The 24795-nt window shown below is 58.0% G+C and carries 24 protein-coding genes and 4 tRNA genes; 18 read left to right on the plus strand and 10 right to left on the minus strand.

Going from position 1 to position 24795, the window contains the following annotated elements:
• Positions 1 to 9: 9 nt before the first annotated feature.
• Positions 10 to 312, minus strand: coding sequence for a DUF2849 domain-containing protein (locus BM069_RS01880; protein ID WP_093319555.1), 303 nt, complete (start codon positions 310 to 312; stop codon positions 10 to 12).
• A 139-nt stretch (positions 313 to 451) separates the two neighbouring features.
• Between BM069_RS01880 and BM069_RS01885 the strand changes: the two genes are divergently transcribed.
• Positions 452 to 913, plus strand: coding sequence for an Lrp/AsnC family transcriptional regulator (locus BM069_RS01885; RefSeq protein WP_093321216.1), 462 nt, complete (start codon positions 452 to 454; stop codon positions 911 to 913).
• A 19-nt stretch (positions 914 to 932) separates the two neighbouring features.
• Here BM069_RS01885 and BM069_RS01890 read toward each other — a convergent pair whose 3' ends face one another.
• On the minus strand, positions 933 to 2114 hold the full coding sequence (locus BM069_RS01890) for a cytochrome P450 (RefSeq protein ID WP_093319557.1): 1182 nt from the start codon (positions 2112 to 2114) through the stop codon (positions 933 to 935).
• Between the two features lie 111 nt (positions 2115 to 2225).
• On the opposite strand from BM069_RS01890, the gene BM069_RS01895 reads away from it, so the two are divergent.
• From BM069_RS01895 to BM069_RS01910, 4 genes are all read left to right on the plus strand, one after another.
• Positions 2226 to 3989, plus strand: a complete 1764-nt coding sequence (locus BM069_RS01895) for a sensor histidine kinase (protein ID WP_093319560.1) — start codon at positions 2226 to 2228, stop codon at positions 3987 to 3989.
• Positions 3986 to 5212 (plus strand): sigma-54-dependent transcriptional regulator, encoded by a 1227-nt coding sequence (locus BM069_RS01900; protein WP_093319563.1) that lies wholly within the window; start codon positions 3986 to 3988, stop codon positions 5210 to 5212. Before BM069_RS01895 ends, BM069_RS01900 begins: the two co-directional genes overlap by 4 nt.
• 7 nt (positions 5213 to 5219) lie before the next feature.
• On the plus strand, positions 5220 to 5636 hold the full coding sequence (locus BM069_RS01905) for an ACT domain-containing protein (protein WP_093319565.1): 417 nt from the start codon (positions 5220 to 5222) through the stop codon (positions 5634 to 5636).
• A 92-nt stretch (positions 5637 to 5728) separates the two neighbouring features.
• On the plus strand, positions 5729 to 6892 hold the full coding sequence (locus BM069_RS01910) for an MFS transporter (RefSeq protein ID WP_244503499.1): 1164 nt from the start codon (positions 5729 to 5731) through the stop codon (positions 6890 to 6892).
• Between the two features lie 30 nt (positions 6893 to 6922).
• On the opposite strand, the gene BM069_RS01915 is transcribed toward BM069_RS01910, so the two are convergent.
• Entirely contained in the window at positions 6923 to 8008 is a 1086-nt protein-coding gene (locus tag BM069_RS01915; protein WP_093319568.1) for a fatty acid desaturase, read from the minus strand.
• A gap of 353 nt (positions 8009 to 8361) precedes the next feature.
• On the opposite strand from BM069_RS01915, the gene BM069_RS01920 reads away from it, so the two are divergent.
• From BM069_RS01920 to BM069_RS01930, 3 genes are all read left to right on the plus strand, one after another.
• Complete coding sequence (locus BM069_RS01920; RefSeq protein WP_093319570.1) at positions 8362 to 9366, plus strand: DctP family TRAP transporter solute-binding subunit; 1005 nt, start codon at positions 8362 to 8364, stop codon at positions 9364 to 9366.
• A 97-nt stretch (positions 9367 to 9463) separates the two neighbouring features.
• A complete protein-coding gene (locus tag BM069_RS01925; protein ID WP_093321221.1) occupies positions 9464 to 10129 on the plus strand; it encodes a TRAP transporter small permease in 666 nt (221 codons plus the stop codon).
• Positions 10129 to 11508, plus strand: coding sequence for a TRAP transporter large permease (locus BM069_RS01930; protein ID WP_093319574.1), 1380 nt, complete (start codon positions 10129 to 10131; stop codon positions 11506 to 11508). Before BM069_RS01925 ends, BM069_RS01930 begins: the two co-directional genes overlap by 1 nt.
• Positions 11509 to 11636: 128 nt before the next feature.
• Here the strand turns inward: BM069_RS01930 and tpiA are convergent, their stop codons facing one another.
• On the minus strand, positions 11637 to 12386 hold the full coding sequence (gene tpiA / locus BM069_RS01935; RefSeq protein WP_093319576.1) for a triose-phosphate isomerase: 750 nt from the start codon (positions 12384 to 12386) through the stop codon (positions 11637 to 11639).
• Between the two features lie 120 nt (positions 12387 to 12506).
• Here tpiA and BM069_RS01940 point away from each other — a divergent pair, with 120 nt between their 5' ends.
• On the plus strand, positions 12507 to 13424 hold the full coding sequence (locus BM069_RS01940) for an isopenicillin N synthase family dioxygenase (RefSeq protein WP_093319579.1): 918 nt from the start codon (positions 12507 to 12509) through the stop codon (positions 13422 to 13424).
• On the opposite strand, the gene BM069_RS01945 is transcribed toward BM069_RS01940, so the two are convergent.
• The 5 genes from BM069_RS01945 to BM069_RS01965 all read right to left on the minus strand — a co-directional run bounded on the left by BM069_RS01945 (position 13421) and on the right by BM069_RS01965 (position 16954).
• Positions 13421 to 13816, minus strand: a complete 396-nt coding sequence (locus tag BM069_RS01945; RefSeq protein ID WP_093319581.1) for a HesB/IscA family protein — start codon at positions 13814 to 13816, stop codon at positions 13421 to 13423. The two genes, BM069_RS01940 and BM069_RS01945, sit on opposite strands and share 4 nt — an antisense overlap.
• 108 nt (positions 13817 to 13924) lie before the next feature.
• On the minus strand, positions 13925 to 15133 hold the full coding sequence (locus BM069_RS01950; RefSeq protein WP_093319584.1) for a glycerophosphodiester phosphodiesterase family protein: 1209 nt from the start codon (positions 15131 to 15133) through the stop codon (positions 13925 to 13927).
• Between the two features lie 101 nt (positions 15134 to 15234).
• Complete coding sequence (locus BM069_RS01955; RefSeq protein ID WP_093319587.1) at positions 15235 to 15603, minus strand: SUF system Fe-S cluster assembly protein; 369 nt, start codon at positions 15601 to 15603, stop codon at positions 15235 to 15237.
• Between the two features lie 188 nt (positions 15604 to 15791).
• The gene (locus BM069_RS01960) at positions 15792 to 16067 is read right to left on the minus strand and encodes an NfeD family protein (RefSeq protein WP_093319589.1); all 276 of its coding nucleotides are present in this window, start codon (positions 16065 to 16067) and stop codon (positions 15792 to 15794) included.
• A complete protein-coding gene (locus BM069_RS01965) occupies positions 16067 to 16954 on the minus strand; it encodes an SPFH domain-containing protein (protein WP_093319593.1) in 888 nt (295 codons plus the stop codon). The genes BM069_RS01960 and BM069_RS01965 overlap by 1 nt, the downstream gene beginning before the upstream one ends.
• A gap of 176 nt (positions 16955 to 17130) precedes the next feature.
• Between BM069_RS01965 and tgt the strand changes: the two genes are divergently transcribed.
• From tgt to BM069_RS01995, 6 genes are all read left to right on the plus strand, one after another.
• A complete protein-coding gene (gene tgt / locus BM069_RS01970; RefSeq protein WP_093319596.1) occupies positions 17131 to 18261 on the plus strand; it encodes a tRNA guanosine(34) transglycosylase Tgt in 1131 nt (376 codons plus the stop codon).
• A 10-nt stretch (positions 18262 to 18271) separates the two neighbouring features.
• Positions 18272 to 18820 (plus strand): hypothetical protein, encoded by a 549-nt coding sequence (locus BM069_RS01975; protein ID WP_093319598.1) that lies wholly within the window; start codon positions 18272 to 18274, stop codon positions 18818 to 18820.
• 288 nt (positions 18821 to 19108) lie between these two features.
• A complete protein-coding gene (lon, locus tag BM069_RS01980; protein WP_093319601.1) occupies positions 19109 to 21511 on the plus strand; it encodes an endopeptidase La in 2403 nt (800 codons plus the stop codon).
• Positions 21512 to 21718: 207 nt separating this feature from the next.
• A complete protein-coding gene (locus BM069_RS19970) occupies positions 21719 to 22240 on the plus strand; it encodes an HU family DNA-binding protein (RefSeq protein ID WP_244503500.1) in 522 nt (173 codons plus the stop codon).
• 19 nt (positions 22241 to 22259) lie between these two features.
• Positions 22260 to 22334, plus strand: a tRNA-Val gene (locus BM069_RS01990).
• Positions 22335 to 22486: 152 nt separating this feature from the next.
• Positions 22487 to 22562: transfer RNA gene (locus BM069_RS01995), tRNA-Val, on the plus strand.
• A 124-nt stretch (positions 22563 to 22686) separates the two neighbouring features.
• Here the strand turns inward: BM069_RS01995 and BM069_RS02000 are convergent.
• Positions 22687 to 22869, minus strand: coding sequence for a hypothetical protein (locus tag BM069_RS02000; RefSeq protein WP_093319603.1), 183 nt, complete (start codon positions 22867 to 22869; stop codon positions 22687 to 22689).
• A 233-nt stretch (positions 22870 to 23102) separates the two neighbouring features.
• On the opposite strand from BM069_RS02000, the gene BM069_RS02005 reads away from it, so the two are divergent.
• From BM069_RS02005 to BM069_RS02015, 3 genes are all read left to right on the plus strand, one after another.
• Positions 23103 to 23179, plus strand: a tRNA-Asp gene (locus tag BM069_RS02005).
• A 51-nt stretch (positions 23180 to 23230) separates the two neighbouring features.
• A tRNA-Asp gene (locus BM069_RS02010) sits at positions 23231 to 23307 on the plus strand.
• Positions 23308 to 23477: 170 nt separating this feature from the next.
• Positions 23478 to 24719, plus strand: coding sequence for a TolB family protein (locus tag BM069_RS02015; RefSeq protein WP_093319606.1), 1242 nt, complete (start codon positions 23478 to 23480; stop codon positions 24717 to 24719).
• Positions 24720 to 24795: the final 76 nt, after the last annotated feature.

Raw genomic sequence — 24795 nt, forward strand, 5'->3', positions numbered from 1 at the left:
GCGTGCCTGTTACTGGCCGACGGCCTGTTTGCCGTGGAAATAGTTGGAGGGGCCGGTGCGGCGGAAGTCCTCGCGGAAATGGGTGGGCGCGGGGCCCTGATCGCTGGCTTTGGCGTCGGCGAGATAGGCGCCGACGATCACGTCAGGTTGCTGTTCCGCCTCGAGCAGACGCAACTGGGCGTGGGCCTCATCGGTCAGAAGCTCGGCCTGCGCCAATTCACGGGTCCAACAGTTGTCTGCGGTCAAATAGATGACGTCGCCCTCAATCAAGGCGTTTGCGGTGACAACTTTGGGTGTGAATGCGCGGGGCATTGGCTTTCTCCGAATTTGAACTTGAGTGACATATAGGAAATATTCCCGTATGAGCGCTAGATATGTGGAGAAATAGAAACGGTTGTTCTTCTGGTTTCGCCGTGTTAGGCCGGAATTCCAAAAAGACGAGGGAATTGGGATGGCATTGCGCATCGACGACATGGATCGGAAAATTCTCGGCGAATTGCAGCGCGATGCAGCGCAGTCGCTGGATGAAATCGCCAAACGCGTGGGGTCAAGCAAGACTCCGGTGTGGAACCGGATTCGCAAATTGCGCGAAGCGGGGGTGATCAAGCAGCAGACAGTGTTGCTGGATGCTGAGGCGCTCGGGTTTGAGGCCTGTTTCTTTGTGCTAATCCGTACCAGTGAACATGAGGCTGATTGGCAGCAGAAGTTCCTGACCGCGCTGCGCGAGCGGCCGGAGGTGCAAGAAGCGCACCGTTTGGCAGGCGATATCGACTATATCCTGAAGGTGCAGGTCCAGAACGCGCGGGCCTATGACCAATTCTATCAGGCGCTGATTTCAGAGGTGAAAGTGCACAACGTGACCGCGCTTTTGTCGATGGAAGAGATCAAATCAACGGCAATGTTACCCCTCTGAAAGGGGCAGATGTCTGACCTCAGGTGGTGACCATCAGTTGTTCTAGCCCGTGGAAGTGATAGGCGTTGGCGTATTGCGGTTTGTCGGCCAATGCCAGATCGGGGCAGCGCTCAAACAGGATGGGCAGGGCGATTTTGAGTTCCAGTCGCGCCAGCGGTGCGCCCACGCAGAAATGCAAACCGCCACCAAAGGCTGTGTTGGTCTTGATCGGACGCGTGGGATCAAAGGTGTTCGGATTGTCCCATCCGGCAGGATCGCGGTTGGCGGCGCCGAGCATCAGGGCTATCTGGTCGCCGCGTTTGAATGTGTGGCCCGCGACCTCGATGTCTTCATAGGCGTAGCGGGTGAACATGTGCAGCGGCGGATCAAAGCGCAGGATTTCCTCGACGGTTTGGTCAATGCCCTCCTGTGTCATCCATTCGGGACGCAGACCCGTTTCCAGCAGGGCTTTGATGCCATTGCCCATGGTGTGCACGGTGGCCTCATGCCCCGCGTTCAGCAGCAGAACGCATGTTGTGATGAGTTCCTCAGTCGAAAGTTTTTCGCCTTCTTCCTCGGCTGCAATCAGGCGCGAGATCAGGTCGTCAGACGGCGTTTTGCGGCGTTCGTTGATGTAGTCCGTCAGGTAGGCCGTAAAATCACGGGCGGCGGTGTTGGCGGCGACCTCATCCGCGTGGGTGCGGCCGGCGGTGTACATTTTCACCATGTCGTTGGACCAGTTCAGGAACTGGGGTGCCATGTCGTCAGGCACGCCAAGCAGGCGAGCGATGGTGATGACGGGAACTTCGGTGCAGTAGGCGGGCAGGAGGTCAAATTCACCGGTTGGGAAGCGGTCGATCAATTGATGGCAAAGCGCGGCGATGCCTTCCTCAAGCGCGGCGATGGAGCGGCTGGTGAAGGCACGCAACACGAGGCTACGCAGGCGGGTGTGGCGAGGCGGTTCCAGCTCCAGCATCGAGTGGGCTTCGACCGCGTAGAAATCTTTGACGTGTTCGGGGATCGCAGGCGCCATTTCCGGAGGCACTTCGCGGCCGAATTTGCGGTTCTTGAAGAGCGTGCTGACCAGATCGTGGGACATGGCCGCAGGCATGGCATAGTCGTCCCACATAACAAGCGGGCCGGCGGCGCGGGCGCTGTCATAAAAGGTGTAGGGGTTTTGCACGAAGTCGGGCGCGGTCGCGGATTGTGTCATAGTCTTCATGGCGCAAGCTTTTGACCAAATGGACAGAGATGGCAAGGGCGTGTTGGGCAACATTCGCCGCAAATCGGCTGGTGACTCGCGAGGAAAAAGAAACTCCGCTAGGTTGCCGACATGACGACTTGGATCAGGCACCGCGCGGCGATTCTGCTGTTTTCCCTGCTGGCAATTGCCGCTGTGGCCGGAGGCGTTTGGCGGTACGGAATTGGGCAGGCGCTTGATCAGTTGCACCGCCGTGGCGAGGCCGATCTGGCGTTGGCGGCTGATAACCTCACCGCGCAATTGCAGCGATATCAGGAGCTTGCGGTGTTTTTGGCCGAGCATCCGGCGTTGCTTGATCTGGCGGAAGGGCGCGGGGATGCGGCAGAGGCCACGGCGTTGCTTCTGGAGGCGGCTGATAAAACATCGGCATTGGATTTGATTTATGCGGACACTCGCGGGCAGGTTTTGGCGTCGGCGAGGTCGGTGGATGTCGCGGCGCCGCCGGTTTCCGGCACCCTCTATTTTGAGCGGGCTTTGCATGGCGCCTTGGGCGCGCATCATGGCGTGGATGAGACCTATGGCACCCGCGCATTTTATTTTGCCGCGCCAACGTTTGGGTCGGACCGGAAAGTGCGCGGCGCGTTGGTTGTTGTTGTCGATGTGATCGTAGTGGAGGAAAATTGGCGCGGGGACGGTCCGGCGGTGGTTTTCACCGATGAGGAGGGGCTGGTCTTTATTTCCAACCGGTCCGAGTTGTTGCTTTGGTCGCGCGATCCAGGCCAAGTCGGGTTGCGCCCGCCGGAGGGAGAGGCGCCCAGTTTCTCCGCCACTTGGCAAAGCGGTTATGAAATTTGGCGGCTTAAGTGGGGGCCGTATCTGCCGGAGCACGGATTGCACATTGTGCGGGATTTGCCGGTGATCGACATGATGGGCGAAGCGATCGTCGATGTGGCGCCGGCGCGAAGGCTGGCGGGGTTGCAGGCCGGTTTTGTGGCGGCTGTGGCTTTGGCTTTTGGCTTGATGCTTTGGCTGGCGATGGAGCGGCGGCGTGTGTTGGCGGAGGCAAACGCGGAGTTGGAGGCGCGGGTGGATGCGCGCACCAAAGCCTTGAGCCAAACCAACGCGGCCCTGCGCCGCGAAGTCACGGAGCGCGAAGAGGCAGAGGCTGCGTTGAAAAAGGCGCAAGCGGATCTGGTGCAAGCCGGCAAGCTGAGTGCTCTGGGGCAGATGAGCGCGGGGATCAGTCACGAGTTGAACCAGCCACTGATGGCCATTCAGACGTTTGCGGAAAACGGGGAGCGGTTTCTGGAGCGGGGAAACGAAGCCAAGGCGGGCGAAAACCTCGGGCGGATCGGCCAGATGGCGACGCGGATGGCACGGATCATCAAAAACCTGCGGGCTTTTGCGCGCAACGAGAGCGAGCCAATGGGCAAGGTGGACCTTGTCAGTGTGATTGATCAGGCGGTCGAGTTGACGGGATCGCGGCTGCGTCAGGACGGGGTGACGATCAGTTGGCATGGAGGCGCGCCTGTCTATGCTTTGGGCGGCGAGGTGCGGTTGGGGCAGGTGTTTGTGAACCTGATCAACAATGCTGCGGATGCCATGGTGGGACGCGACGCGCGTCATATTGAAATTGTGCTTGAGGCCGAACCGCGCCTTGCGGTGCATGTGATGGACAGCGGGCCGGGTATCGATGAGCCGGACCGGATTTTTGATCCCTTCTATACCACCAAGGAGGTCGGCTCCTCAGAAGGCATGGGCTTGGGATTGTCGATCAGCTATGGCCTTGTGCAGAGCTTTGGCGGCAATATTCGCGGTGCAAACCGGCCTGAAGGCGGCGCGGTGTTCACTGTGGAGTTGGATCGCTGGGACGAAAACAGGGAGAGCGCGGCATGACGGCGCCGGTGTTGGTGGTGGATGATGATCCCGTGGTGCGCGAGGCGCTTGGGCAGACGCTGGAGCTGGAGGATATTCCGGTGATTTCGGCAGGCTCATTTGTCGAGGCCAAAGACCACATCGTGCCGGCATTTGGAGGAGTGATCCTGTCGGATATGCGCATGCCGGGGCGGGACGGGTTCCATTTGCTTGAGTTTGCGCGCGGCGTCGATGCAGAGCTGCCGGTGATCCTGCTTACGGGTGAGGGCGACATTCCTATGGCGGTGAAGGCCATGGCGCAGGGCGCCTTTGGGTTTTTGGAAAAACCCTGCGCACCGGCGCAATTGGTTGCGGTCATTGAGCGCGCGCAGAAGGCGCGGGGGATGGCGCTTGAGAACCGCCGGCTGAAGACGCAGCTTGAGACCGGAGATGCGGCGGCTCGCTGGTTGTTTGGGACATCCGCACGGGCGGAAGCATTGCGCAAACAGGTGCGGCATGTAGCGCGGATCGGGGCGGATGTTTTGGTCACGGGCGCTCCGGGGACGGGGATTTCCAAAGTGGCCGAGGTCATCCATCTGTGTTCAGCGCAAAGCGAGGCGGCGTTTGGAAAACACACCGCTGCGGGCATGGATGTGGCGCGGTTTGACCAGGCGTTGGCCGATGCCAGCGGCGGCAGCCTGTTTCTCGACGAAATTCAGGCGATGCCGATGGAAACCCAGTTTGCCCTGATCGGCGCAATGGAGCGCGGTGGGCATCCGCGGCTTATTTTTGGCAGCGCCGCCAATCTGGAGCATGCGGTTGAAGCGGGGCAACTGCATGCGGACCTGTTTTATAGGCTTGATGCGTTGCAGGTGCGGATTCCGTCATTGTCGGAGCGGCCCGAGGATATTCCGGTTTTGTTTCGGCACTACGTGTCGCAGGCGGCGGAACAGGCGGGCGTTGTGGCGCCGGACGTCACGCAGGACGTGGTGTCGGGGTTGATGGCGCGTGACTGGCCCGGAAATGCGCGTGCTTTGATGAGCGTGGCGATGCGGTTTGCGCTCGGCCTGCCAGGAGAGGAAGCACGCGACGAGGGGCTTGGCCTGGCCGAGCAGATGGCACAGGTCGAACGCACCCTGTTGAGCGAGGCGTTGCGCAAACACGAGGGCAAGGCGGCGGCGGTGGCGGCGGCGCTCAAACTGTCGCGGCGCACGCTTTATGACAAACTTGAGAAATACGGGCTGCGGCCGGAAGATTTCCGATAGGAACAGCATGGGACAACTGGCAAAAAGCGCACAGGACATGATTTCAGGCATGACGCCGCACCTTCAAAGTGAGGTCTATGTCTTCGTGACCAAGCAATATCCCTGTGATGTGTCGCGATACATTGAACAGGCGCTGAGCATTTTTGAAGAAGATGAGGGCGTGTCGATGATCATGTCGGTTTCTGCCGCGCAGAGCCGAGGTTTTCCCATTGAGCAGCCCATGAGGTGTATCACGCTTAAGGTGTTTTCCGCGCTGGACGGCGTGGGGCTGACGGCGGCGGTGTCGGGGGCGCTTGCGTCGGCGGGGATCGCCTGCAACGTTGTGGCAGCGTTCCACCACGACCACCCTTTTGTGCCTGAAAGCCGTGCCGAAGAGGCTATGGGTATTCTAAAGGCGCTTCAGGATCAGGCCAAATCTGACTAAGGCGGCACGGCGGTGAAGTGGCGCGGGCTGGACTCTGTGGGAATTTGCAGAGAGAAACACCGGCAAACAGAGTGCATTAGGGCAGGCGGAACGTGAGCCATCACAACGAAGAAGTGACCGCAAAGGCGCGTTCCACGCATTGGCGTGCCGTGGCCTCGATGTTTGCGCTCAATGGCGCCTTGTTCGGTGTCTGGGCTTCGCGCATTCCTGCGGTTAAGGACTTGCACGGACTAAGCCATTCGGCGCTTGGCGGGTTGCTTTTGCTGATGGCTGCGGGTGCGATTGTCGCTTTTCCGATTGCGGGATGGCTGAGTGATAAGCGCGGAGCAGCGCAGGTCACGCGGATTTTGGGCGTTCTGAATGCTCTGGCGCTGTTCGGACTTTCGGTGGCTCCGGGGCCGTTGGTTTTGGGGCTTGTTTTGCTGGCGTTCGGGGCGTTTCACGGCGGCATGGATGTGACCATGAACGGCTGGGGCGCCGAGGTTGAACGCTGGGCGAAGCGCTCGCAGATGTCGACCTATCACGCGATGTGGTCCTTGGGGGCGGGCATTGGCGCGGGCACGGGGTATCTGGCAATCACGTTCGGGTTTGGCCTGTTTTGGCATTTTCTTATGGCGGGCGGCGGATTGTTGTTTGCGGCGCTTTTGTTTTCGCAGGACGGATGGGTGTCCAAGCCCAACACAGAGTCCCGCGGGGCGGTGTTTTCCTTTCCCAAGGGTGCATTGATATTGGTCGGCTTGCTGGCGATGTGCGCCTCGATGGGCGAAGGGGCCATGGCGGACTGGAGCGCGATTTATTTGCGTGACGAAGTTGGCGTGCGGCCGGAGTGGGCGCCGATCGGCTATGCAATATTCTCGATCGCCATGGTGGTCACGCGTCTGTCTGGCGGATGGGTCAACCGATTGGCGCCACCACAGAAAGTGGCGCGGGTGGCTGGACTCGTGGCTTGTGGTGGCATGGTATTGGCGATCCTCAGCCCCGCCGTGCCGGGGACTTTGGCGGGGTTTGTCCTGTTTGGAATGGGATTGGCGTTGATGTTCCCGCTGGCCTTTAGCCGCGCGGCGAACGATCCCGATGTTCCGCAGGGGCAAGCCTTGGCCGGCGTCGCAACGTTGGGCTATGGCGGGATTTTGTTGGGGCCGCCGGTGATGGGGTTCATCGCCTCGGCCACGTCATTGACGGTGAGTTTTGCGGTTCTGGCGGCGATGGCCTTGATGATCACGGTGCTGTCTGGCGCTTTGAAAGTACCCGAATAGTTCTCTTGCCCGAGTCGCGAAGCGGTCGGGCTATTGGGTCTTGCCCTCACAGCGCGCCAACTGATCCACTTTGTGCATCTCCAAGTCACGGCTGGGTGTAAATCCGCCCCGCACGTGGTCCCACCATGCGCCGACGTAGCTCTGTTCTGCCTCAGCATGAAACACCTCGGGCGCAACACGGTGCAGGGTGGGCAGGCGGGTCCATGGCACGTTGGGGAAGCTGTGATGCTCGTTGTGATAGCCGGTATTGAACAGCAGCCAGTTGATCGGTCCGTAGTGGCTGCGGGTGGGGTTTTCCAAGTCGGTGCCGGGATGTTCGGTCAGGGATTGGCCAAGGTTGGTGATTCCGAGCTTTCCCAGAAACAGCGACAGCGACCAGATGTGATAGAGCAGCGCCCAAGGACCAAGCAGGGCAAGCATCAGAAGGTTTGAGATCAGGCTCACCAAGATATAGGGGCGGGCCTCGGTTGCTGTGGGGCTGGTGCCTGTGAAACGCGCGACGGGGTCGCGGTTAGGACGACCGGAAAGGTGGCGGTAGACGCGCGGCATGATCTGACCTGCGAGGAACACCGAGCCGAGTGGTAAAGCGTGAATGAACAGCGTGAGTGCGGTCAGGAACGGCTGCCACGTTGGGTGAGCGCGGAACACGGATTGGCGGGCCTGAAGGGCGCAGATGTCTTCATGTTCGTAGTCGTTGTCATAGTCGCCCACAAAGGGGTGGTGGCTGGTGACATGCTGATGTTGGTATGTCAGCTGTTTGCCGTAGCTGGTAAGGATGAATTCGAGGCCAAGGTCGAATGCGAGCTTGGGACCGGCGTCGCGGAAGATCAGCTTGTGGCAGGTTTCATGGATCAGGGAACTGGCCGAGTGATAGACCAGTTGGCCGATCAGGAAAGCTGTGAGGCCGATGACCCAAATGGGTTGATCTGAGACCAGCCAAGCAATGCCCCAATGGATCACGAGCAACACCGGCAACGCCAGCACGGTGAGCGGCTGGGGTTTGGCGAGATCGGCGAGTTCGGGATGCGCTGCAAGGGCTTCTTTGCGCATCTCGTTGTGGCGGCGAGATTGCGGGGAAATACCTTTGGGGCGTTGTGGCGCGGCGGACATTGTCATCTGAAAACGCTTCGTTTTTGCAATGAGCTAACAGTAGCGCTGTCCTGCGTCGGGTCAATCTGGCGAATCGTGCTGAGCATAGCGCCGTCGCGTTTCTGGCTGAAAGTGATGTGCGAAATTTCGCACAAATCCCGTGGCAGGGCGTGCGGAAAATCGCACGATGCCAATTTTTTAGCGGTAGGTGTGCTGTAGGAATGCGACGTAGATATTTGAAAATGAAAGTAAATTCCGGAAAATTCACGATCAATCAACAAAACGTTGAGCGCGCTCGGCGCTGCGGTCACTCTTGCCGACATACGGCGCTGGGAGGCGTCCGACTAATTATGACTACCTAACTCTGGGAGGAGACATCCATGAAATTCCTGACCACTGCCGCCACCGCGCTGGCGCTGACTGTCACCGGCGCAACTTTTGCCGCAGCGGGCTGTGATGATGGCGAGATCGTCGTCAAGTTCAGCCACGTGACCAACACCGACAAGCACCCCAAAGGCATCGCGGCCTCGCTGCTTGAGCAGCGTATCAACGATGAGATGAACGGCACCATGTGCATGGAGGTCTTCCCGAACTCCACGCTTTATAACGACAACAAAGTTCTGGAAGCGATGTTGCAGGGCGACGTGCAACTGGCCGCGCCGTCGCTTTCGAAATTCGAAAAATTCACCAAACAGTTCCGCATCTTTGACCTGCCGTTCATGTTCAAAGACGTGAATGCGGTTGATGCGTTCCAGGCCTCTGACGCCGGTCAGGATCTTCTGGATAGCATGCAGCGTCGTGGTCTGCAGGGTCTGGGATATTGGCATAATGGCATGAAGCAGATGTCGGCGAATGTGCCGCTGGTTGCGCCAACAGACGCAAACGGCCTGAAGTTCCGTGTACAGTCCTCTGACGTTCTGGTTGCACAGATGGAAGCCATCGGTGGTTCGCCCCAGAAAATGGCCTTCTCCGAAGTTTACGGCGCGCTGCAGCAGGGCGTTGTGGACGGTCAGGAGAACACCTGGTCCAACATCTATGGCAAGAAGTTCTTCGAAGTTCAGGACGGTGTGACCGAAACCAACCACGGCATCATCGACTATCTTGTTGTGACTTCGGTTGACTGGCTCGACAGCCTTGACCCGGCCGTGCGCGACCAGTTCCTGACCATCCTTGGTGAAGTCACTGACGTACGGAACAAAGAGTCGACCGCTGTGAACGAAGCTGCCAAAGCCTCCATCGTCGAAGCTGGCGGCACCATCCGCACCCTGACCGCAGAGCAGCGTCAGGACTGGGTCGAAACAATGATGCCTGTCTGGGACAAGTTCTCCAAAGACGTGGGTCAGGAAAACATCGACGCAGCGCAAGCGATCAACGCGAAGATGTAAGGCGAAACGCCTGATCTGAAATGACAATTCAGGACGGGCGCGTCGACAAATGGCGCGCCCGTTTTGCAAGAAAACTCACAAAAACGGGATACGGGACATGCAGACCAAGCATAGTTTTGTGGACCGGATCGAAGAGACGCTGATTGCGGCTCTTCTGGGGCTCATGACATTGGTGACGTTTGCCAATGTGGTGGCCCGGTTCGGCTTCAACTCCAACATTCTCTGGGCGCTGGAACTGACCGTGTTCCTTTTTGCCTGGCTGGTGCTTCTGGGCGCCTCTTATGCGGTGAAGAAACATAGCCATTTGGGCGTGGATGCAATCATCAACATTTTGCCGGCTCCGGTGGCGCGCATGGTTGGGCTGTTCGCGGCAGCCTGCTGCCTGCTGTTCAGCTTTTTCATGCTGAAGGGAGCCTATGATTACTGGGCGGTGTTTGCCGACCTGCCGCCGACCTCGGGCCGCTGGTTCCCGACCGGCTTTGCCGATAAGTTCCGCAGCCAGTCGTTCTATGAGGTGCAGGACATTCCGATGATCGGGATATTCAACTTCCTTGAGGGGCTGATCAACTACGGCGACGAATACGAAAAGCTGCCGAAGGTGGTGCCCTATATCGTTCTGCCGGTGTCGATGTTCCTGCTGTTGTTCCGTTTTGCGCAGGCCTCTGTCGCGATCTGGAAAGGCGAGACCGACCGCTTGGTGGCGAGCCATGAAGTTGAAGATGAAATTGAAGAAGTTCGGGCATTGCAGGGGGAGCATGACTGATGGAAGTGGTCCTACTCTTTTCTATGGTGATCGGCCTGTTGCTGATCGGGGTGCCGATTGCGGTCAGCCTTGGTCTCAGCTCGATCCTATTCCTGTTGTTCTTCTCGGACGCCACGCTGGCATCCGTTGCAGGCACTCTGTTTGAAGCCTTTGAGGGGCACTTTACCCTGCTGGCGATCCCGTTCTTCATTCTCGCGTCGTCTTTCATGACGACCGGCGGTGTGGCGCGGCGGATCATCCGGTTCTCGATTGCCTGTGTGGGGCATTTGCCCGGCGGTCTGGCGATTGCGGGTGTCTTTGCCTGTATGATGTTTGCCGCTCTGTCGGGCTCTTCGCCGGCGACCGTTGTGGCGATTGGGTCCATCGTGATCGCAGGCATGCGTCAGGTGGGCTATTCCAAGGAATTTGCCGCTGGCGTGATCTGTAACGCGGGTACGCTCGGCATCCTGATCCCGCCGTCCATCGTGATGGTGGTTTATGCGGCGGCTGTTGAGGTTTCTGTGGGCCGGATGTTCCTGGCCGGTGTTATTCCGGGCCTGATGGCCGGTCTGATGCTGATGATCACCATTTACGTGATGGCAAAGGTCAAGAACTTGCCGAAAGGCGAGTGGAAAGGCTTTGGCGAGATCGTGGAAAGCGGCATGGAAGCGGGCTGGGGTCTGTTCCTGATCGTGATCATTCTGGGTGGCATCTATGGCGGTGTGTTTACACCGACCGAAGCGGCGGCTGTGGCGGCGGTTTATGCCTTCCTGATCGCCTGCTTTGTCTACAAGGACATGGGGCCGTTGTCGGCGGAGAATAACGATGGTGAGAAGGTGTCTTTGCTGAAGAAGCCGCATGCGTTGATCACTTCGTTCTTCCACGCAGACACCAAACACACGCTGTTTGAGGGCGGTAAGCTGACGGTGACGCTGTTGTTTGTCATCGCCAACGCCCTGATCCTGAAGCACGTTCTGACCGAGCAGCAAGTACCGCAGCATATCGCGGGTGCGATGCTGGATGCGGGCTTTGGTCCGGTGATGTTCCTGATTGTGGTGAACGTGATCCTGCTGATCGGTGGTCAGTTCATGGAGCCCTCGGGATTGCTTGTGATCGTTGCGCCGCTGGTGTTCCCGATTGCGATTGAGCTGGGTATTGATCCGATCCATCTGGGCATCATCATGGTGGTGAATATGGAAATCGGGATGATCACGCCGCCTGTGGGGCTTAACCTCTTTGTGACCTCGGGCGTGGCTGGCATGCCGATGATGGGTGTTGTGAAGGCGGCGCTGCCGTTCCTCGCTGTGCTCTTCGTTTTCCTGATTATGGTGACGTATATTCCGTGGATTTCGACCTTCTTGCCCAATGCGGTGATGGGGCCTGAGATCATAACGAAATAGACGCGGAGGGAGGCGGCGCGCTCCCGCGTGCTTACTTCTTAAAAACTAAAAAGGCGACGCTCCATTTGGGGCGTCGCTTTGTTTTGTTGGGGTGGCGGTAGTTTCTGAACCGCGCTCGACAGACAGCTTTAGGACGCGGCCAGCGCGTCGATGATGTCTTGGAAGTCCGCCGCCTTGAGGCTTGCGCCGCCGACAAGCGCGCCGTCAACATTGGAGACCGAGAAGATTTCGGAGGCGTTGGACGGTTTGACGGAGCCGCCGTAAAGCACAGGAACCGTGCGCCCAATACCTTCGCCGAAACGACGCTCAAGGCGCATGCGGATGAAATCATGCACTTCGCCGATTTGGGACAATGTCGGCACTTTGCCCGTCCCAATGGCCCAGACGGGTTCATAGGCGACCACAAGGTTTTCACCGGTGGCGGCATCGGGAATGGAGCCGGCGAGTTGGCCGCCGATGATGTCCAAGGTGTTGTCTGCCTCGCGCTCTGACAGGGTTTCACCAACACAGACCACTGTCACGAGGCCAGCGTTCCACGCCGCTTCGGCTTTGGTGCGTACCTGTTCATTGCTTTCGCCATGGTCTTCGCGCCGCTCGGAATGGCCGAGGATCACATGGCTGGCGCCTGCGTCTTTGAGCATCTCTGCGCCAATGTCGCCGGTGTGGGCACCGGAGGCGGCGGTGTGACAGTCCTGACCGCCGATGGAGACATGGCTGTCTTTGGCTGTGTCGGCCGCGCGCGAGATCAGCGTGGCGGGCGGGCAGATGAGAACGTCGGTGCCGTCGGCGACAGCAACCTGGGTTAGCGCCTCGAGTTCGGCCAGCGCAGCCGAAGTTCCGTTCATTTTCCAGTTTCCGGCGGCCAATTTGCGACGCATCTCATACCCTCGTGTTGCTTGATGCGCCTGTTGTCGGAGGTCGTGCCGATAACGTCAAGTCTTGCTTGCGTTTAGGGGGCTTGGTGCGCGACATAGGGCGCAAATCTGGGAGATTGGAATATGGTGCCAATTTTGGATGCAGCGGCAATTGCGCAGCGCGACGGTAAAGCTCTGGCAGCACTGCGACGGGCGGTGGCTGAGGACGGGTTTCTGGTGGTTGAAAACACGGCTATTTCAAAGGCGCGCGTGCTGGAGGTGATCGCGGCTTATCGTGCATTCTTTCACCTGCCGGAAGCGGCAAAGGCGGCCGTGGATATGGCCAAAACCGGAAGCAATCGTGGCTGGGGAGCGAGCGGGTCGGAACAGGTCGATCCCGAAGCAAATCCGGATTACAAACAAGTGTTTGATTGCGGATTTGAATTGCCGGCCGGAGATCCGCTGCGGGCCGAAGGGCTTTCGGTTTATGCCGACAACCTTTGGCCGCAGGTGCCTGATTTTCGGGAAACGGTTCAGGCCTACTATACAGATGCACTTGGTGTGAGCTTGTCGCTTTTGCAAGGGATTGCCGCGGCGATTGGCCAGCCGGAAAGCTATTTTGATGCGGCTTTTTCAAAACCCATGGCGTTGTTGCGCGGTAACTTTTATCCGCAGCGTCTCGAGTGGGCGACGGACAAGGATTTCGGAATCGCGGCGCACACGGATTATGGCTGTTTGACGCTTTTGGCGACGGATGGGGTGCCTGGGCTTGAGGCGCAGACGCGGGCCGGTGCGTGGGTGCCGGTGGAGGCCGCGCCGGGATCGTTCATCATCAACTTTGGCGAAATGCTTGAGATGTGGACCGAGAGCGCGGTGCGCGCGACGCCGCATCGGGTGATTGGTACCAACAAGGAACGGATTTCCGTTCCTATGTTTTTCAATCCAAACCACAACACCAATGTCGCTCCGATCGGGTCAGAGCGGGTGATTTTGGCGGGGGATCATCTGAAGAAACGGTTTGACGAAACCTATCTGCATTTGCAGCAAGCGGAGCCCGCTTAAACCAGTTTGGGCGCCCCATTGGGGTGCTCGGCTGACAGCTCTTCGACGTCTTTGAACTTGATCGACTCGCCACAGCCGCAGGCGTCGGCCACGTTCGGGTTGTTGAATTTGAACCCGCTTTCCAGAAGCGAGGTTTCATAGTCGATTTCCGTGCCAAAAAGGAACATCTGCGCCATTGGGGCAATCATGATGATAGCGCCGTCCTGTTCCACGACTTCGTCGTGTTCATTGGTCTCGTCGACGTAGTCCATGGTGTATTCCATGCCCGCACACCCGCCTTTTTTCACGCCGATACGCAAGCCGGTATGGCCTTTGCTCGCCATCAGTTTGGCGATTTGCGCTGCCGCTTTGGGGGTCATTGTGACCGCTTGTTTGCCGGGGATGCCGAACATGGTGTTTCCTCTTCGCTTGGATCTCAAAATAGGCCGCTGAGGCGGGGGAAACAAGATGGCCCGACGGGTTTTCCGCCGGACCATCAGGATTGTGATGCCGATTGGGGGTCAGGACGCGTCAGCCATCATGCAGTTTGCATAGTAGGTGACGGTTGCCGGCCAGTCGGAAAAGATACCTTCGATGCCCACGTCCTGTGCCAGGACATGCAGCAGTTCAAAGTACATTGCATCGCTGTTGGTCACGTCTTTGATTGTCTGGAAGTACCAGCCGCCGCCGTTCTCAAGCGGTCCGGAGCGCTCCAGCGTCCAGGTGATCAGCTTCAGGCCAGCTTCTTTGGCCTTGATGGTGTAGGCGGATGGCACGATTTCACCGTCTTTTGCGGCGACCAGCATCCACATCGGCGGGGCGATGTAGTTCACGCCTTTTGCTTTCAACTCGGCAAAATCATGAGGGAAGGTGGTGGCGTCGTCAGGGTTGAAGCCTTCGATGTTGTAGGACGCGTCGAGAAAGACGGCTTGTTTGCCGAATTCCGGTTCATTTTCAATCCAGTAAAGAACGTCGTCAAGGTTGAAGGACTGGGCCCAGACATCAGAAGCCGGAATGCCGGCGGCCTTGTATTCGTCGATCATTTTCTGGGCATAATCGGCTTGGGTGAAGCCTTCAAACGGCATTTCGACCGACGGCGATTTCAGCTCAGGCGTGAACTTGGCACCAAGCTCTTTGAAGAGCGCAATCGACTCCGCGTGGGTCATGAGAGTGCCGTGGGTTGCGTAGAGGTCGGTGCGCCAGCCTGTGGTGCCGTCCAGATACTCGGCGACAGTGGTCGCGGCGCTGTTGGCGGCATCCATTTTGCCGTTGAGGCTGCGATAGTCCGCCAGCGTAATGTCGGAGGTTCGGCATTCGGCTGAGGCTTTGGTATCGCCGGACGCAGGCGAAAAGCCTGCGGTGCATTTTTTGGCGAGATCGGTGGCGAGAATATTGGTTGTGGTGTGCAGGTCGTTTTGCGCGTGGCGGCAGACGAGTTCTTTGTCTTTGGTAAAGGTCACGTCACATTCAAGGATCGCGGCCCCCATGCGCGCGGCGGCGCGGTTGGATTGAACGGTGTGTTCAGGGAACATCATCGGCGCGCCGCGATGCCCGATCGAAAAGGGGTGCGGCTGCATCGTCATGTCTTGGCAGGATTGCAGTTTGGTTTTCAGAGGCCCATCGGCCATCTGATCAATCAAATAAAAGGGGCGGGGGCCCAGTTCGACCTCGGCGGCGGTGGCAGCCAGTGGGGTCAGTGCCAGAGCGGCGAGAAAAGTCGTGCGCAACATGCGATCACTCCCGTTGGTTGGTTTACGGGAGTGAAATCGCTTGGCAGTGTGACGCGCCCATGCAGGTCGCGTGACGGATTTTTAAACTTTAGGTGACGGAATTACATAAAGCCGAGTTCAAGACGGGCTTCGTCGCTCATCATTTCCATGCCCCATGGGGGTTCCCAGACCAGCGCGACCTCGACGTTGCGGATACCGCCGACGCCGGCCACGGCTTCTTGTACCCAGCCGGGCATTTCTCCGGCCACAGGGCAACCTGGTGCGGTCAGGGTCATGATCACGTTGACGTCGTTTTCGTCATTGATGGCAATGGTATAGATCAGGCCGAGGTCATAGATATTGACCGGAATTTCAGGATCATAAACGCTGCGGCAGGCCTCTACGAGCTGCTCATGCAGCGGGTGATCCACGCTGGAGGGCGCAATCAATGGTGTGCCTTCGACTGGGTCCTGATCTGGCGCATGTGTCATTGTAATTCCGTGTCATCCTAATTCCTGAGAGATTTATATAGGAAATAAGACTGATAAGGTCCAGAGGGGGAATGGTGCCAAAATCACCGCCAGCATGTGTTTGGGGGAAAGGATAAAAAAGGGCCCAAACCCCGATGGGATTTGAGCCCTGTTCGATCTTACTAGGAAACGCGTCCTGTGGCGTGCCCTTAATCGTTGATGTCGTGATCGAAGGTTTTGACCTGACCGCCCGGCAATTCAAAGACGCGTCGCAGGACAAGCCATGCGACCAATGACAGAGCCGCAAAGATCAACAGGATCATCGGGATCGACAGTGATTGACCTGCAACCAAGAGGATCACACCCATCACTGCCGCGCCAATGGCAAAGCCGAGGAACACAAATCCCGGTGCCAGCACTTCCAGAATGGCGAGCACCAAAGCGGCGGCGAGCCAGACCCACCATGTTGCCATCAGGTCTGCCATCAGGAGCCTCCCTTGAGAAGTTTGAAGGCGTCGCCAAAGGCTTCAAGCGCGGCGGCGGGCAGGACGATGGTTTGTTTGCCCTCACCATTGCCAAGCGCATTCAAGGCTTCGACCTGCTTCAAGGCGACCTGATATTGCGCGGCTTCAAGACCGTTTTCCTTGATCGCTTTGGCCACAACTTCGGTGGCGTAGGCTTCGGCCTCCGCGCTGATGCGGCGGGCTTTGGCGGTTTGTTCGGCCGCGTAAAGCTCTGCGTCGGCGGCCAGTTCCACGGCGCGGCGGGTGCCTTCTGCCTCTGTCACCTGTGCGCGGCGGGCGCGTTCGGCGTTGAGCTGTTGCAACATGGCGTCGCGGGTGGCTTGGTCGAGGTTGACGTCGAGGATTTCGGCGCGGGTCACTTCGATGCCCCAGTCATCCACAGCGGTTTCGACCATGGATTGAATGGAGGCAATCAGGCTTGCGCGGTTGGATTGCACCTCATCAAGGTCCATTTTGCCGATTTCCGCACGTACGATGCCGGCCACGGTGGTGGCAATGGCGCCGTCGACGTCTCGGATACGGTACACGGTCTTTTCGGGCTCAAGAATGCGGTAAAAGACCGAGGTGTCGATTTGCACCAGCACGTTGTCTTTGGTGATTGCATCCTGCGTTGCATTAGGCAACTGGCGCTCCAGAATGGAGATTTGGTGCCGCACAACGTCCAGAAACGGAACGATAAAATTGATGCCAGGGCCAAGCACAGAGTGCAAACGACCGAAGCGTTCAACAACGTGCTTTTCGGACTGGGGCACGATGCGCACGCCCTTGAGAATGATGACGATCAAGAAGACCGCCGACAAAATTAGGACGATATTCTGTGACAGGAGGCTGAAAATCAGATCTTCCATAGAGTCTCTCTGTTTTGTTGGAATTGTTGTTGTGTTTTCATGACTTAGTATGTGGCCTATGGCCAGTGTTTTACAAGGTCGCGACAAAGGCGTAAGGAGGGGAAACCTGACCGGAAATCCCCTTGAACGGAGCGGTTTCCCTGAAATTTTGCCCATTCTAGCAGTTTGTGACCGTGATGACCGAGAGATTTTCCTTTGCCTTGAATGCCACCGACGGGAAGGCCCGTACGGGTGTGATTTCCACACCTAGGGGCGACATCCGTACGCCGGCGTTTATGCCTGTGGGGACGGCAGCGACCGTCAAAGCGATGATGCCCGAAAGCGTGCGGCAGACGGGGGCGGACATATTGCTTGGCAACACCTATCACTTGATGCTGCGTCCGACGGCGGAGCGGATTGACCGGCTTGGCGGCTTGCACAAGTTCATGAACTGGGACCGTCCCATCCTCACGGATTCAGGCGGGTTTCAGGTGATGTCATTGGCAGAGCTTCGCAAGCTGACCGAGAAGGGTGTTACATTCAAAAGCCATATCGACGGCTCCAAACACGAGTTGACGCCAGAGCGGTCGATGGAGATCCAGAAGCTTTTGGGCTCTGACATTGTGATGTGCTTTGACGAATGTCCTGCGTTGCCAGCAGATCGTGACCGGATTGCCGAAAGCATGCGCTTGTCGATGCGGTGGGCCAAGCGCAGCCGCGACGCGTTTGGGGATCGCCCTGGGCACGCGCTTTTTGGCATTCAGCAAGGCGGCCTTGAGAAGGACTTCCGCGAAGAGTCTGCGGAGGCTCTCAAAGAGGTCGGATTTGATGGCTATGCCGTAGGCGGCCTTGCTGTGGGCGAGGGGCAGGAGGGCATGTTCGGGTGTCTGGACTATGCGCCTGATATGCTGCCGGTGGACAAGCCGCGTTATCTTATGGGGGTCGGCAAGCCAGATGATATCGTCGGCGCGGTGAAGCGTGGGATCGATATGATGGACTGTGTTCTGCCCAGTCGGTCTGGTCGTACGGGGCAGGTGTTTACCCGTCATGGTGTGGTCAACATCAAGAACGCGCGGCATCAGGATGATCCGCGGCCTTTGGACGAGCAGTGCAGCTGTCCGGCGTGTCGCGACTATTCGCGGGCCTATCTGCATCATGTGTTCCGCAGCAACGAGATGATTTCGGGCATGCTGCTGACCTGGCATAACTTGCATTACTTCCAAGAAATCATGCAAGGGATGCGCGACGCGATTGCGGCGGGCACTTTTGCGGTTTGGGAAGCGGACTTCCATGCGCAGCGGGCGCAGGGTGACATCGAGCCAATCTAAGGTGACGACAATGAAACGGTTTTTTGCGATTGCGGTGATGGCGCTGGCGCCCGCCGGAGCGTGGGCGGAGGGGTTCTGTGGAGTCACTGAACCGGCCGAAGTTTATGAACGGCTCGCGGGCAACTGGGTGCGCGAAGGCAGCACGTCGGTTGAAGGCGCGGACACGTCTTTCGTGCGTCCGGCGCGGGCATTTGGCACAGCAATCAGCGCGGAAGGTGCGTTTCAGTCCGGTTTTGTAGACAGTATCATGGGCGAGCCGGTTGAGATGCGTTGGATGACACCCAAGCCCTATGACGTGGATCGGGTGGATGACATGCTCGACACTACAGAGCGCGCAGATATTGCCGATCTGTTGAGTGACACGTTGTGCGGCCCTGAAGATCTGCCGCAATTGCAGATCGATCTGCCCGAGTTTGAAGGCGGCGTTACAGTCTATGGAACGATCACCTTGGTGCCGTATTTCGACGATCGGGTTCTGGAAATCTCTGAGCTGACCCTCAAAAGCCCTGAGACTGTGTTGTTTATGGTCGAGACCGCCATTTTACGCCCCGCAGAGTGACGGGGACGGCGCCCTGCCAAGAGCAGGGCGCGATGGTTCCCGTGCCGTTGTGCCAACGCCACCGGTCAGGATGCTTTTGACCTGACCGCAGCCAAAATAAATTCCAAATAGTCCGCTTTCGCGCCTTGTTCCTTTGGTCCGGTAAAGGCATTGTGGGAGCCAACAAAAATTCAGGCTGTTGAAACGGGCGGTTCATACCCCCATTTCAGTAAGCCGAGGAAACGGAAAGCGGACGAGCGGTTGCCTAGAAGAGGGACCCGGATCGCTTTGCTAGAACAAGGAATACTCATGTTAGAGCCTCTTAATCCTTCATATCCTGTCCTGCCGCTGCGCGATATTGTGGTCTTCCCGCATATGATCGTGCCGCTGTTTGTGGGGCGGGACAAATCGGTCCGCGCGCTTGAAGAGGTGATGGCCGATGACAAGCAAATTCTGCTGTCGAGCCAGGTGGACCCCGCTGAGGATGATCCCGATGCCGACGGCATTTACCGCACAGGCGTGCTGGCGAATGTGCTGCAGCTTCTGAAGCTGCCCGATGGCACCGTTAAGGTGCTGGTGGAAGGCCAGAGCCGTGTGAAGATTGTCGATTACATCGACAATGACGACTATTTCGAAGCGCGTGCCGAGCGTCTGGAAGAAATGCCCGGCGATCTGGCGACCATTGAAGCGTTGCTGCGCTCGGTGGGCGACGAGTTTGAGCGCTACGCCAAGGTTAAGAAAAACATCCCCGAAGAGGCGCTGAGCGCTGTCGAGGACGCGGAAGAACCAGCGCGCTTGGCAGATCTGGTGGCGGGTCATCTCGGCATTGAAGTTGAGCAGAAGCAAGACCTGTTGGAAACGCTGTCGGTCAGCGAACGCCTTGAGAAGGTGTTTGGCCTGATGCAGGGCGAGATGAGCGTTTTGCAGGTCGAGAAAAAGATCAAAACCCGCGTCAAAACCCAGATGGAGAAGACGCAGCGCGAGTACTATTTGAATGAGCAGATGAAGGCCATTCAGAAGGAACTTGGCGACGGCGAAGAGGGCGAGGGCGAGATTGCCGAGCTTGAGGAGAAGATTGGCAAGACCAAGCTCTCCAAAGAGGCCAAAGAGAAGGCTGAGGGCGAGCTTAAGAAGCTCAAGAACATGTCGCCGATGTCGGCCGAAGCCACGGTTGTGCGCAACTATCTGGATTGGATGTTGTCCATTCCGTGGGGCAAGCGCGGTCGCGTGAAGAAAGATTTGAACGCTGCGCAGTCGGTTCTGGATACGGATCACTATGGTCTGGAGAAGGTCAAAGAGCGCATCGTTGAGTACCTTGCTGTTCAGCAGCGGTCTGCGAAGCTCAAGGGCCCGATCCTGTGTCTTGTGGGCCCTCCGGGTGTCGGTAAGACCTCGCTTGGTAAATCCGTGGCCAAAGCAACTGGACGCGAGTTCATCCGCATTTCGCTTGGTGGCGTGCGTGACGAGAGCGAAATTCGCGGCCACCGCCGGACCTATATCGGCTCTATGCCCGGTAAGATCATTCAGGCGCTGAAGAAGGCGAAAACCACGAACCCGCTGATCTTGCTCGATGAAATCGACAAGATGGGGCAGGACTTCCGTGGTGATCCGGCGTCGGCAATGCTTGAGGTTCTGGACCCCGAGCAGAACGGCACCTTTGTGGATCACTATCTTGAGGTGGAATACGACCTCAGCAACGTGATGTTCCTGACCACGGCGAACTCTTACAATATGCCGGGTCCGCTTTTGGACCGGATGGAGATCATCTCGCTGGCTGGCTACACCGAAGACGAGAAGCGCGAGATAGCGCGTCAGCACCTGATCGATAAGCAGATCAAGAATCACGGTCTGAAGAAGGGCGAGTTCGAAGTGTCGGACGAAGCCATCCAAGAGATCGTGCGCACCTACACCCGCGAGGCGGGCGTGCGGAACCTTGAGCGTGAGTTGGCGAAGCTGACCCGTAAGGCCGTGACCAAGATCGTCAAAGGCGATGCGGAAACCGTTTCTGTGACCGAGGACAATCTGGATGATTTTCTTGGCGTGAAGAAGTTCCGCTATGGTCTGGCCGAGGACGAAAATCAGGTGGGTGTTGTCACCGGCCTCGCGTGGACGTCTGTGGGCGGCGATCTGCTGCACATCGAAGGTCTGAAGCTGCCTGGTAAGGGGCGGATGAAGACCACGGGTAAGCTTGGCGATGTGATGAAGGAATCCATCGACGCGGCCAGTTCCTATGTGCGGTCCATCTCGCCCCAGATCGGGGTGAAGCCGACGCTCTTTGACAAGATCGACATCCACGTGCATGTGCCCGATGGCGCGACCCCCAAAGATGGGCCGTCTGCCGGTCTGGCGATGGTGACGTCGATTGTGTCGGTGCTGACAGGCATTCCGGTGCGCAAAGATATCGCGATGACTGGCGAAGTCTCCCTTCGCGGCAACGCGATGCCGATTGGCGGTCTGAAGGAGAAACTTCTTGCGGCGCTGCGTGGTGGCATCAAAACGGTGCTGATCCCGCAGGAGAACGAGAAGGATCTGGCGGATATTCCGGATAACGTGAAAGACGGGTTGGAAATCATTCCGGTCAAGCATGTTTCCGAAGTTCTGAAGCTGGCTTTGGTTGAAGAGCCCGAAGCGATTGAGTGGGACGAGGCCGCTGAAGAAGCCGCCGCCGCCGCGCTCAAGGCGGAGCAGGGGGCCTCTGCGACCGCGCACTGATCATCGGACTAGAAAATGAATGCGGAATGCGCCTCCTATTGGGGGCGCGTTTTGCGTTTTGGGGATGGCTCATTTTGTGTGTCTTGTGGCTGTGATCGACAAGGGTTTGTAATTTCAGTGGTTTTTTTCGGGTTCGCCTGATAGGGTAGTGCTGAGCAGTAATGATCGGTCGCAGAGGTATGCGACGGACAAAAGAGTGAGGACAAAATGGCAAAAGCACCCTCCACCAGCACGCGCAAATCCACCGCGACGCGCAGCAAGACCACGACCACCACCAAAAAGACCACGTCCGGTCGCAGCACGACCAAAGCGTCGATGGTTGGCAAAACCGCCAGTTCTGGCGCGTCAGTTTCCGCGCCATTGCCCAAAACCACCACACGTCCTGTGGCGGGCGCCGCTGAAAAGGACGCAAAACCTGATACATCGGTGGTGTCCGAGCTTCCGGATATGCGCAAACGGGAATTGGTAGATGCGGTTGTGGACCGGTCCGGCATCAAGAAGCGCTATGCCAAGCCGGCGATCGAAGCCGCGTTGGCAATTCTCGGAGAGGTTCTTGAAGAGGGACGATCCTTGCAGATGCCGCCTTTGGGTCGTGTAAAAGTGCAGCGGACCAAGGCGTTGGCGGACGGGCAGGTCATCGTTGCCAAGCTGCGCCGCAAGCACGTGAACGAGGCTGCGGAAGACGACGCAAAAAGTGACGATGAGGCTCTTGCGAAGGCTGCTGAGTGACGCTAGACAGCGCGGCACCGGGTGATTAGCTCAGTGGTAGAGCGCTTCGTTCACATCGAAGATGTCAGGAGTTCAAATCTCTTATCACCCACCATGTTACGCAACGGGCGCTCCCTGAAAAGGTTGAGCGCCCGTTGTCGTTTTGGCTGTCGGGCTGTTGGGAAAACGGATTTTTTTGCCAAGAGGAATTTTTCTTCAAAAAGCCTCTTGCGCTCCCCTTTGGACAGGTTTAAACGCTGCTCCACCGGGTCGTTAGCTCAGTTGGTAGAGCGCTTCGTTTACACCGAAGATGTCGGGAGTTCGAGCCTCTCACGACCCACCATTCCCCCGCTTTCAATCTGTTACAGTTGGTTCTCGCGACGCAGGTCCGCTTTGTTTTTTGTGCGAGCACGCAAACAAAAAGGCGCCCCGCAGGGCGCCCTCGTCGTTTCGTGTTCGATGGGCTATCAGGTCGCCGGTGCGCAGGCTACGGAGCCTGTTTCGGTTGTGACCAGAGCATAGCCTACGTCACAGCTGGCGTTGCCGGCTTTGTCGAAGTTTGGCTGCATATAGACGGGGGTCGGCTCGGGCTGCGAGCAAGCGGCCAGTGTGAGGCCTGCGAGGCAGAGAGCGGCGTAGATCGGTTTCATGGCAGTAAATCCTTTGAAAAGTGACTCGTTTCAGTAACCATATCTAAACACATCCTTTTCAGTTCTCAAAGTCGTGAGCAGGAGTTTGCTCATCATTGAGCTGACCCTGAGCGGCGGATTTCAGTGGTCAGAAAAAATCTTTGATTTGGGTGTTGATATGCGCTTGACGCGCAAGAGCGCTCAGCATAAACCACGCCACACGCTGACGGGCACACGCCCAGACGCGGCAGCGAGCGGTTGTAGCTCAGTTGGTTAGAGTACCGGCCTGTCACGCCGGGGGTCGCGGGTTCGAGCCCCGTCAACCGCGCCATCGCTGCCAGCCCTGGACCCGGGTTATAGGGACACGCCGAAAGGCAAAAGCGCGGTTGTAGCTCAGTTGGTTAGAGTACCGGCCTGTCACGCCGGGGGTCGCGGGTTCGAGCCCCGTCAACCGCGCCACTTTCTCTCTCTTTTCAGATGGTTAATGTCAAATTTGAGCACTGCTCAAATGCTGATCAAACACGTTTTGCGTGTTGGGTCGCGGTCGGAGTCGCGCGTTTTCTTGACAGATTGACGTCCTTTGACGGACCTTGGCAGGGCATAGGGCTTTGTTTGGGAGGTAACGAGGGATGTGGTTTAAAGGTTTAGCAGCGGCTGGTTTTGTATTGGCGGCAACGCAGGTGAGCGCGCAGGCGTATCATTTTGAGACGTCCAAATTCATCAAGCCGCTTGCCCCCAACGAGGAGCTTCACGCGCTGAAGGGATGCGACAGCGGGGCGTTGGTTTCAGGCGGTTTTCAGATTCTCAACAACGCCAACCGATTTGCCGTGACCAAGAGCTATCCCTCGCATTTTGCCCTGACGGACCAGTGGCGGGTGGATGTGCGCAATATCAGCGACAGCGTGGCCCAGGCAGTGGTGCAGGTGCATGTTGTCTGCACCGGTGCAAAGGCCAAGGTCGACAAGGTCAATGCCAATGAACGCATTTTCTTTTCTGCGGTTAGCCACGTCGCGCCAAACGGGCGGGCGGTGCAGAACATCTTTGCCAGCAAAGCCGACGGAACCGCAGCGGGGGCGATCACCAGTTCCGCGCCGGACAAAGAATGGGACAACTTCGATGCGCGAATTTCGCCGAGTGGTGATCGGATGGTCTTTGCTTCGATGCGGCACAGGGACGATCCGACTTACGGAAACGAAACGGAGCTTTATCTCGCAGATTCGGACGGCAGCAACGAGGTGCGCCTGAGCGCCAATTTCGAAGTCTATGAGGAAAGTCCCAGTTGGTGCGGGGCGGATCGCATATTGCTGTCTCAAGGGGGGGATATTGTCGAAATCGATGCGGCGGACTCGGACGGGGACATGCAAGGCGACAACCATAGTGTCGTTGTTGCCTCTCCTGCCGATGAATACGCGCCGGATTGTAGCCCAGACGGGCAGCAGATCGTCTTTCTGCGCCAAGACGGGCCGTTGGACCGCAAAATCATTCTAGGTAATCGTGACGGCAGTGGTCTGCTGTCGCTCGGCGGCGTCGCTGCGTTGAACGAGATGCCAAGGTTTTCACCGGATGGCAGTATGATCGCTTTTGCCTCCAACCGCGACAATGCCAATACTGGCATCCGCGATATTTACGTCATGGATGCGCAGGATCAGGATGGAGATGGCGTCGGAGACAATCTGCGGAGGTTGACCATCTCGGCTGCGGGCAGCGGGGCTGTGCAGCCTGTATGGGCGCCAGATGGCAGCAAGATTCTGTTTCTGGATATGACCGGTGCGTCGGCTACGCTCCATACCGTGGATGTGGCAACAACGGGCGTGAGTGCGCCGATTACCACGGGGCTGATGCTGCCCTTCGCCAGCGATTGGATCGACTAGAGCGATCGGTCTGGCACAAAAAGAAAAGCGCGCCGGAACGGGCGCGCTTGTTGTTTGTAAAAGGGCGGCTTTCGTC

The organism is Shimia haliotis (assembly GCF_900114415.1).
Lineage (GTDB): Bacteria > Pseudomonadota > Alphaproteobacteria > Rhodobacterales > Rhodobacteraceae > Shimia > Shimia haliotis.

Bases quoted from the DNA above. Each gene is read 5' to 3' on its own strand.
- BM069_RS01900 (WP_093319563.1), top strand. From the start codon at position 3,986: ATGACGGCGCCGGTGTTGGTGGTGGATGATGATCCCGTGGTGCGCGAG.
- BM069_RS01885 (WP_093321216.1), top strand. From the start codon at position 452: ATGGCATTGCGCATCGACGACATGGATCGGAAAATTCTCGGCGAATTG.
- BM069_RS01945 (WP_093319581.1), bottom strand. From the start codon at position 13,816: ATGTTCGGCATCCCCGGCAAACAAGCGGTCACAATGACCCCCAAAGCG.
- tgt (WP_093319596.1), top strand. From the start codon at position 17,131: ATGACCGAGAGATTTTCCTTTGCCTTGAATGCCACCGACGGGAAGGCC.
- BM069_RS01880 (WP_093319555.1), bottom strand. From the start codon at position 312: ATGCCCCGCGCATTCACACCCAAAGTTGTCACCGCAAACGCCTTGATT.
- BM069_RS01975 (WP_093319598.1), top strand. From the start codon at position 18,272: ATGAAACGGTTTTTTGCGATTGCGGTGATGGCGCTGGCGCCCGCCGGA.
- tpiA (WP_093319576.1), bottom strand. From the start codon at position 12,386: ATGCGTCGCAAATTGGCCGCCGGAAACTGGAAAATGAACGGAACTTCG.
- BM069_RS19970 (WP_244503500.1), top strand. From the start codon at position 21,719: ATGGCAAAAGCACCCTCCACCAGCACGCGCAAATCCACCGCGACGCGC.
- BM069_RS01930 (WP_093319574.1), top strand. From the start codon at position 10,129: ATGGAAGTGGTCCTACTCTTTTCTATGGTGATCGGCCTGTTGCTGATC.
- BM069_RS01905 (WP_093319565.1), top strand. From the start codon at position 5,220: ATGGGACAACTGGCAAAAAGCGCACAGGACATGATTTCAGGCATGACG.
- BM069_RS01920 (WP_093319570.1), top strand. From the start codon at position 8,362: ATGAAATTCCTGACCACTGCCGCCACCGCGCTGGCGCTGACTGTCACC.
- BM069_RS01915 (WP_093319568.1), bottom strand. From the start codon at position 8,008: ATGACAATGTCCGCCGCGCCACAACGCCCCAAAGGTATTTCCCCGCAA.
- BM069_RS01960 (WP_093319589.1), bottom strand. From the start codon at position 16,067: ATGGCAGACCTGATGGCAACATGGTGGGTCTGGCTCGCCGCCGCTTTG.
- BM069_RS01955 (WP_093319587.1), bottom strand. From the start codon at position 15,603: ATGACACATGCGCCAGATCAGGACCCAGTCGAAGGCACACCATTGATT.
- BM069_RS01965 (WP_093319593.1), bottom strand. From the start codon at position 16,954: ATGGAAGATCTGATTTTCAGCCTCCTGTCACAGAATATCGTCCTAATT.
- BM069_RS01925 (WP_093321221.1), top strand. From the start codon at position 9,464: ATGCAGACCAAGCATAGTTTTGTGGACCGGATCGAAGAGACGCTGATT.
- BM069_RS01950 (WP_093319584.1), bottom strand. From the start codon at position 15,133: ATGTTGCGCACGACTTTTCTCGCCGCTCTGGCACTGACCCCACTGGCT.
- BM069_RS02000 (WP_093319603.1), bottom strand. From the start codon at position 22,869: ATGAAACCGATCTACGCCGCTCTCTGCCTCGCAGGCCTCACACTGGCC.
- BM069_RS01940 (WP_093319579.1), top strand. From the start codon at position 12,507: ATGGTGCCAATTTTGGATGCAGCGGCAATTGCGCAGCGCGACGGTAAA.
- lon (WP_093319601.1), top strand. From the start codon at position 19,109: ATGTTAGAGCCTCTTAATCCTTCATATCCTGTCCTGCCGCTGCGCGAT.
- BM069_RS01890 (WP_093319557.1), bottom strand. From the start codon at position 2,114: ATGAAGACTATGACACAATCCGCGACCGCGCCCGACTTCGTGCAAAAC.
- BM069_RS02015 (WP_093319606.1), top strand. From the start codon at position 23,478: ATGTGGTTTAAAGGTTTAGCAGCGGCTGGTTTTGTATTGGCGGCAACG.
- BM069_RS01895 (WP_093319560.1), top strand. From the start codon at position 2,226: ATGACGACTTGGATCAGGCACCGCGCGGCGATTCTGCTGTTTTCCCTG.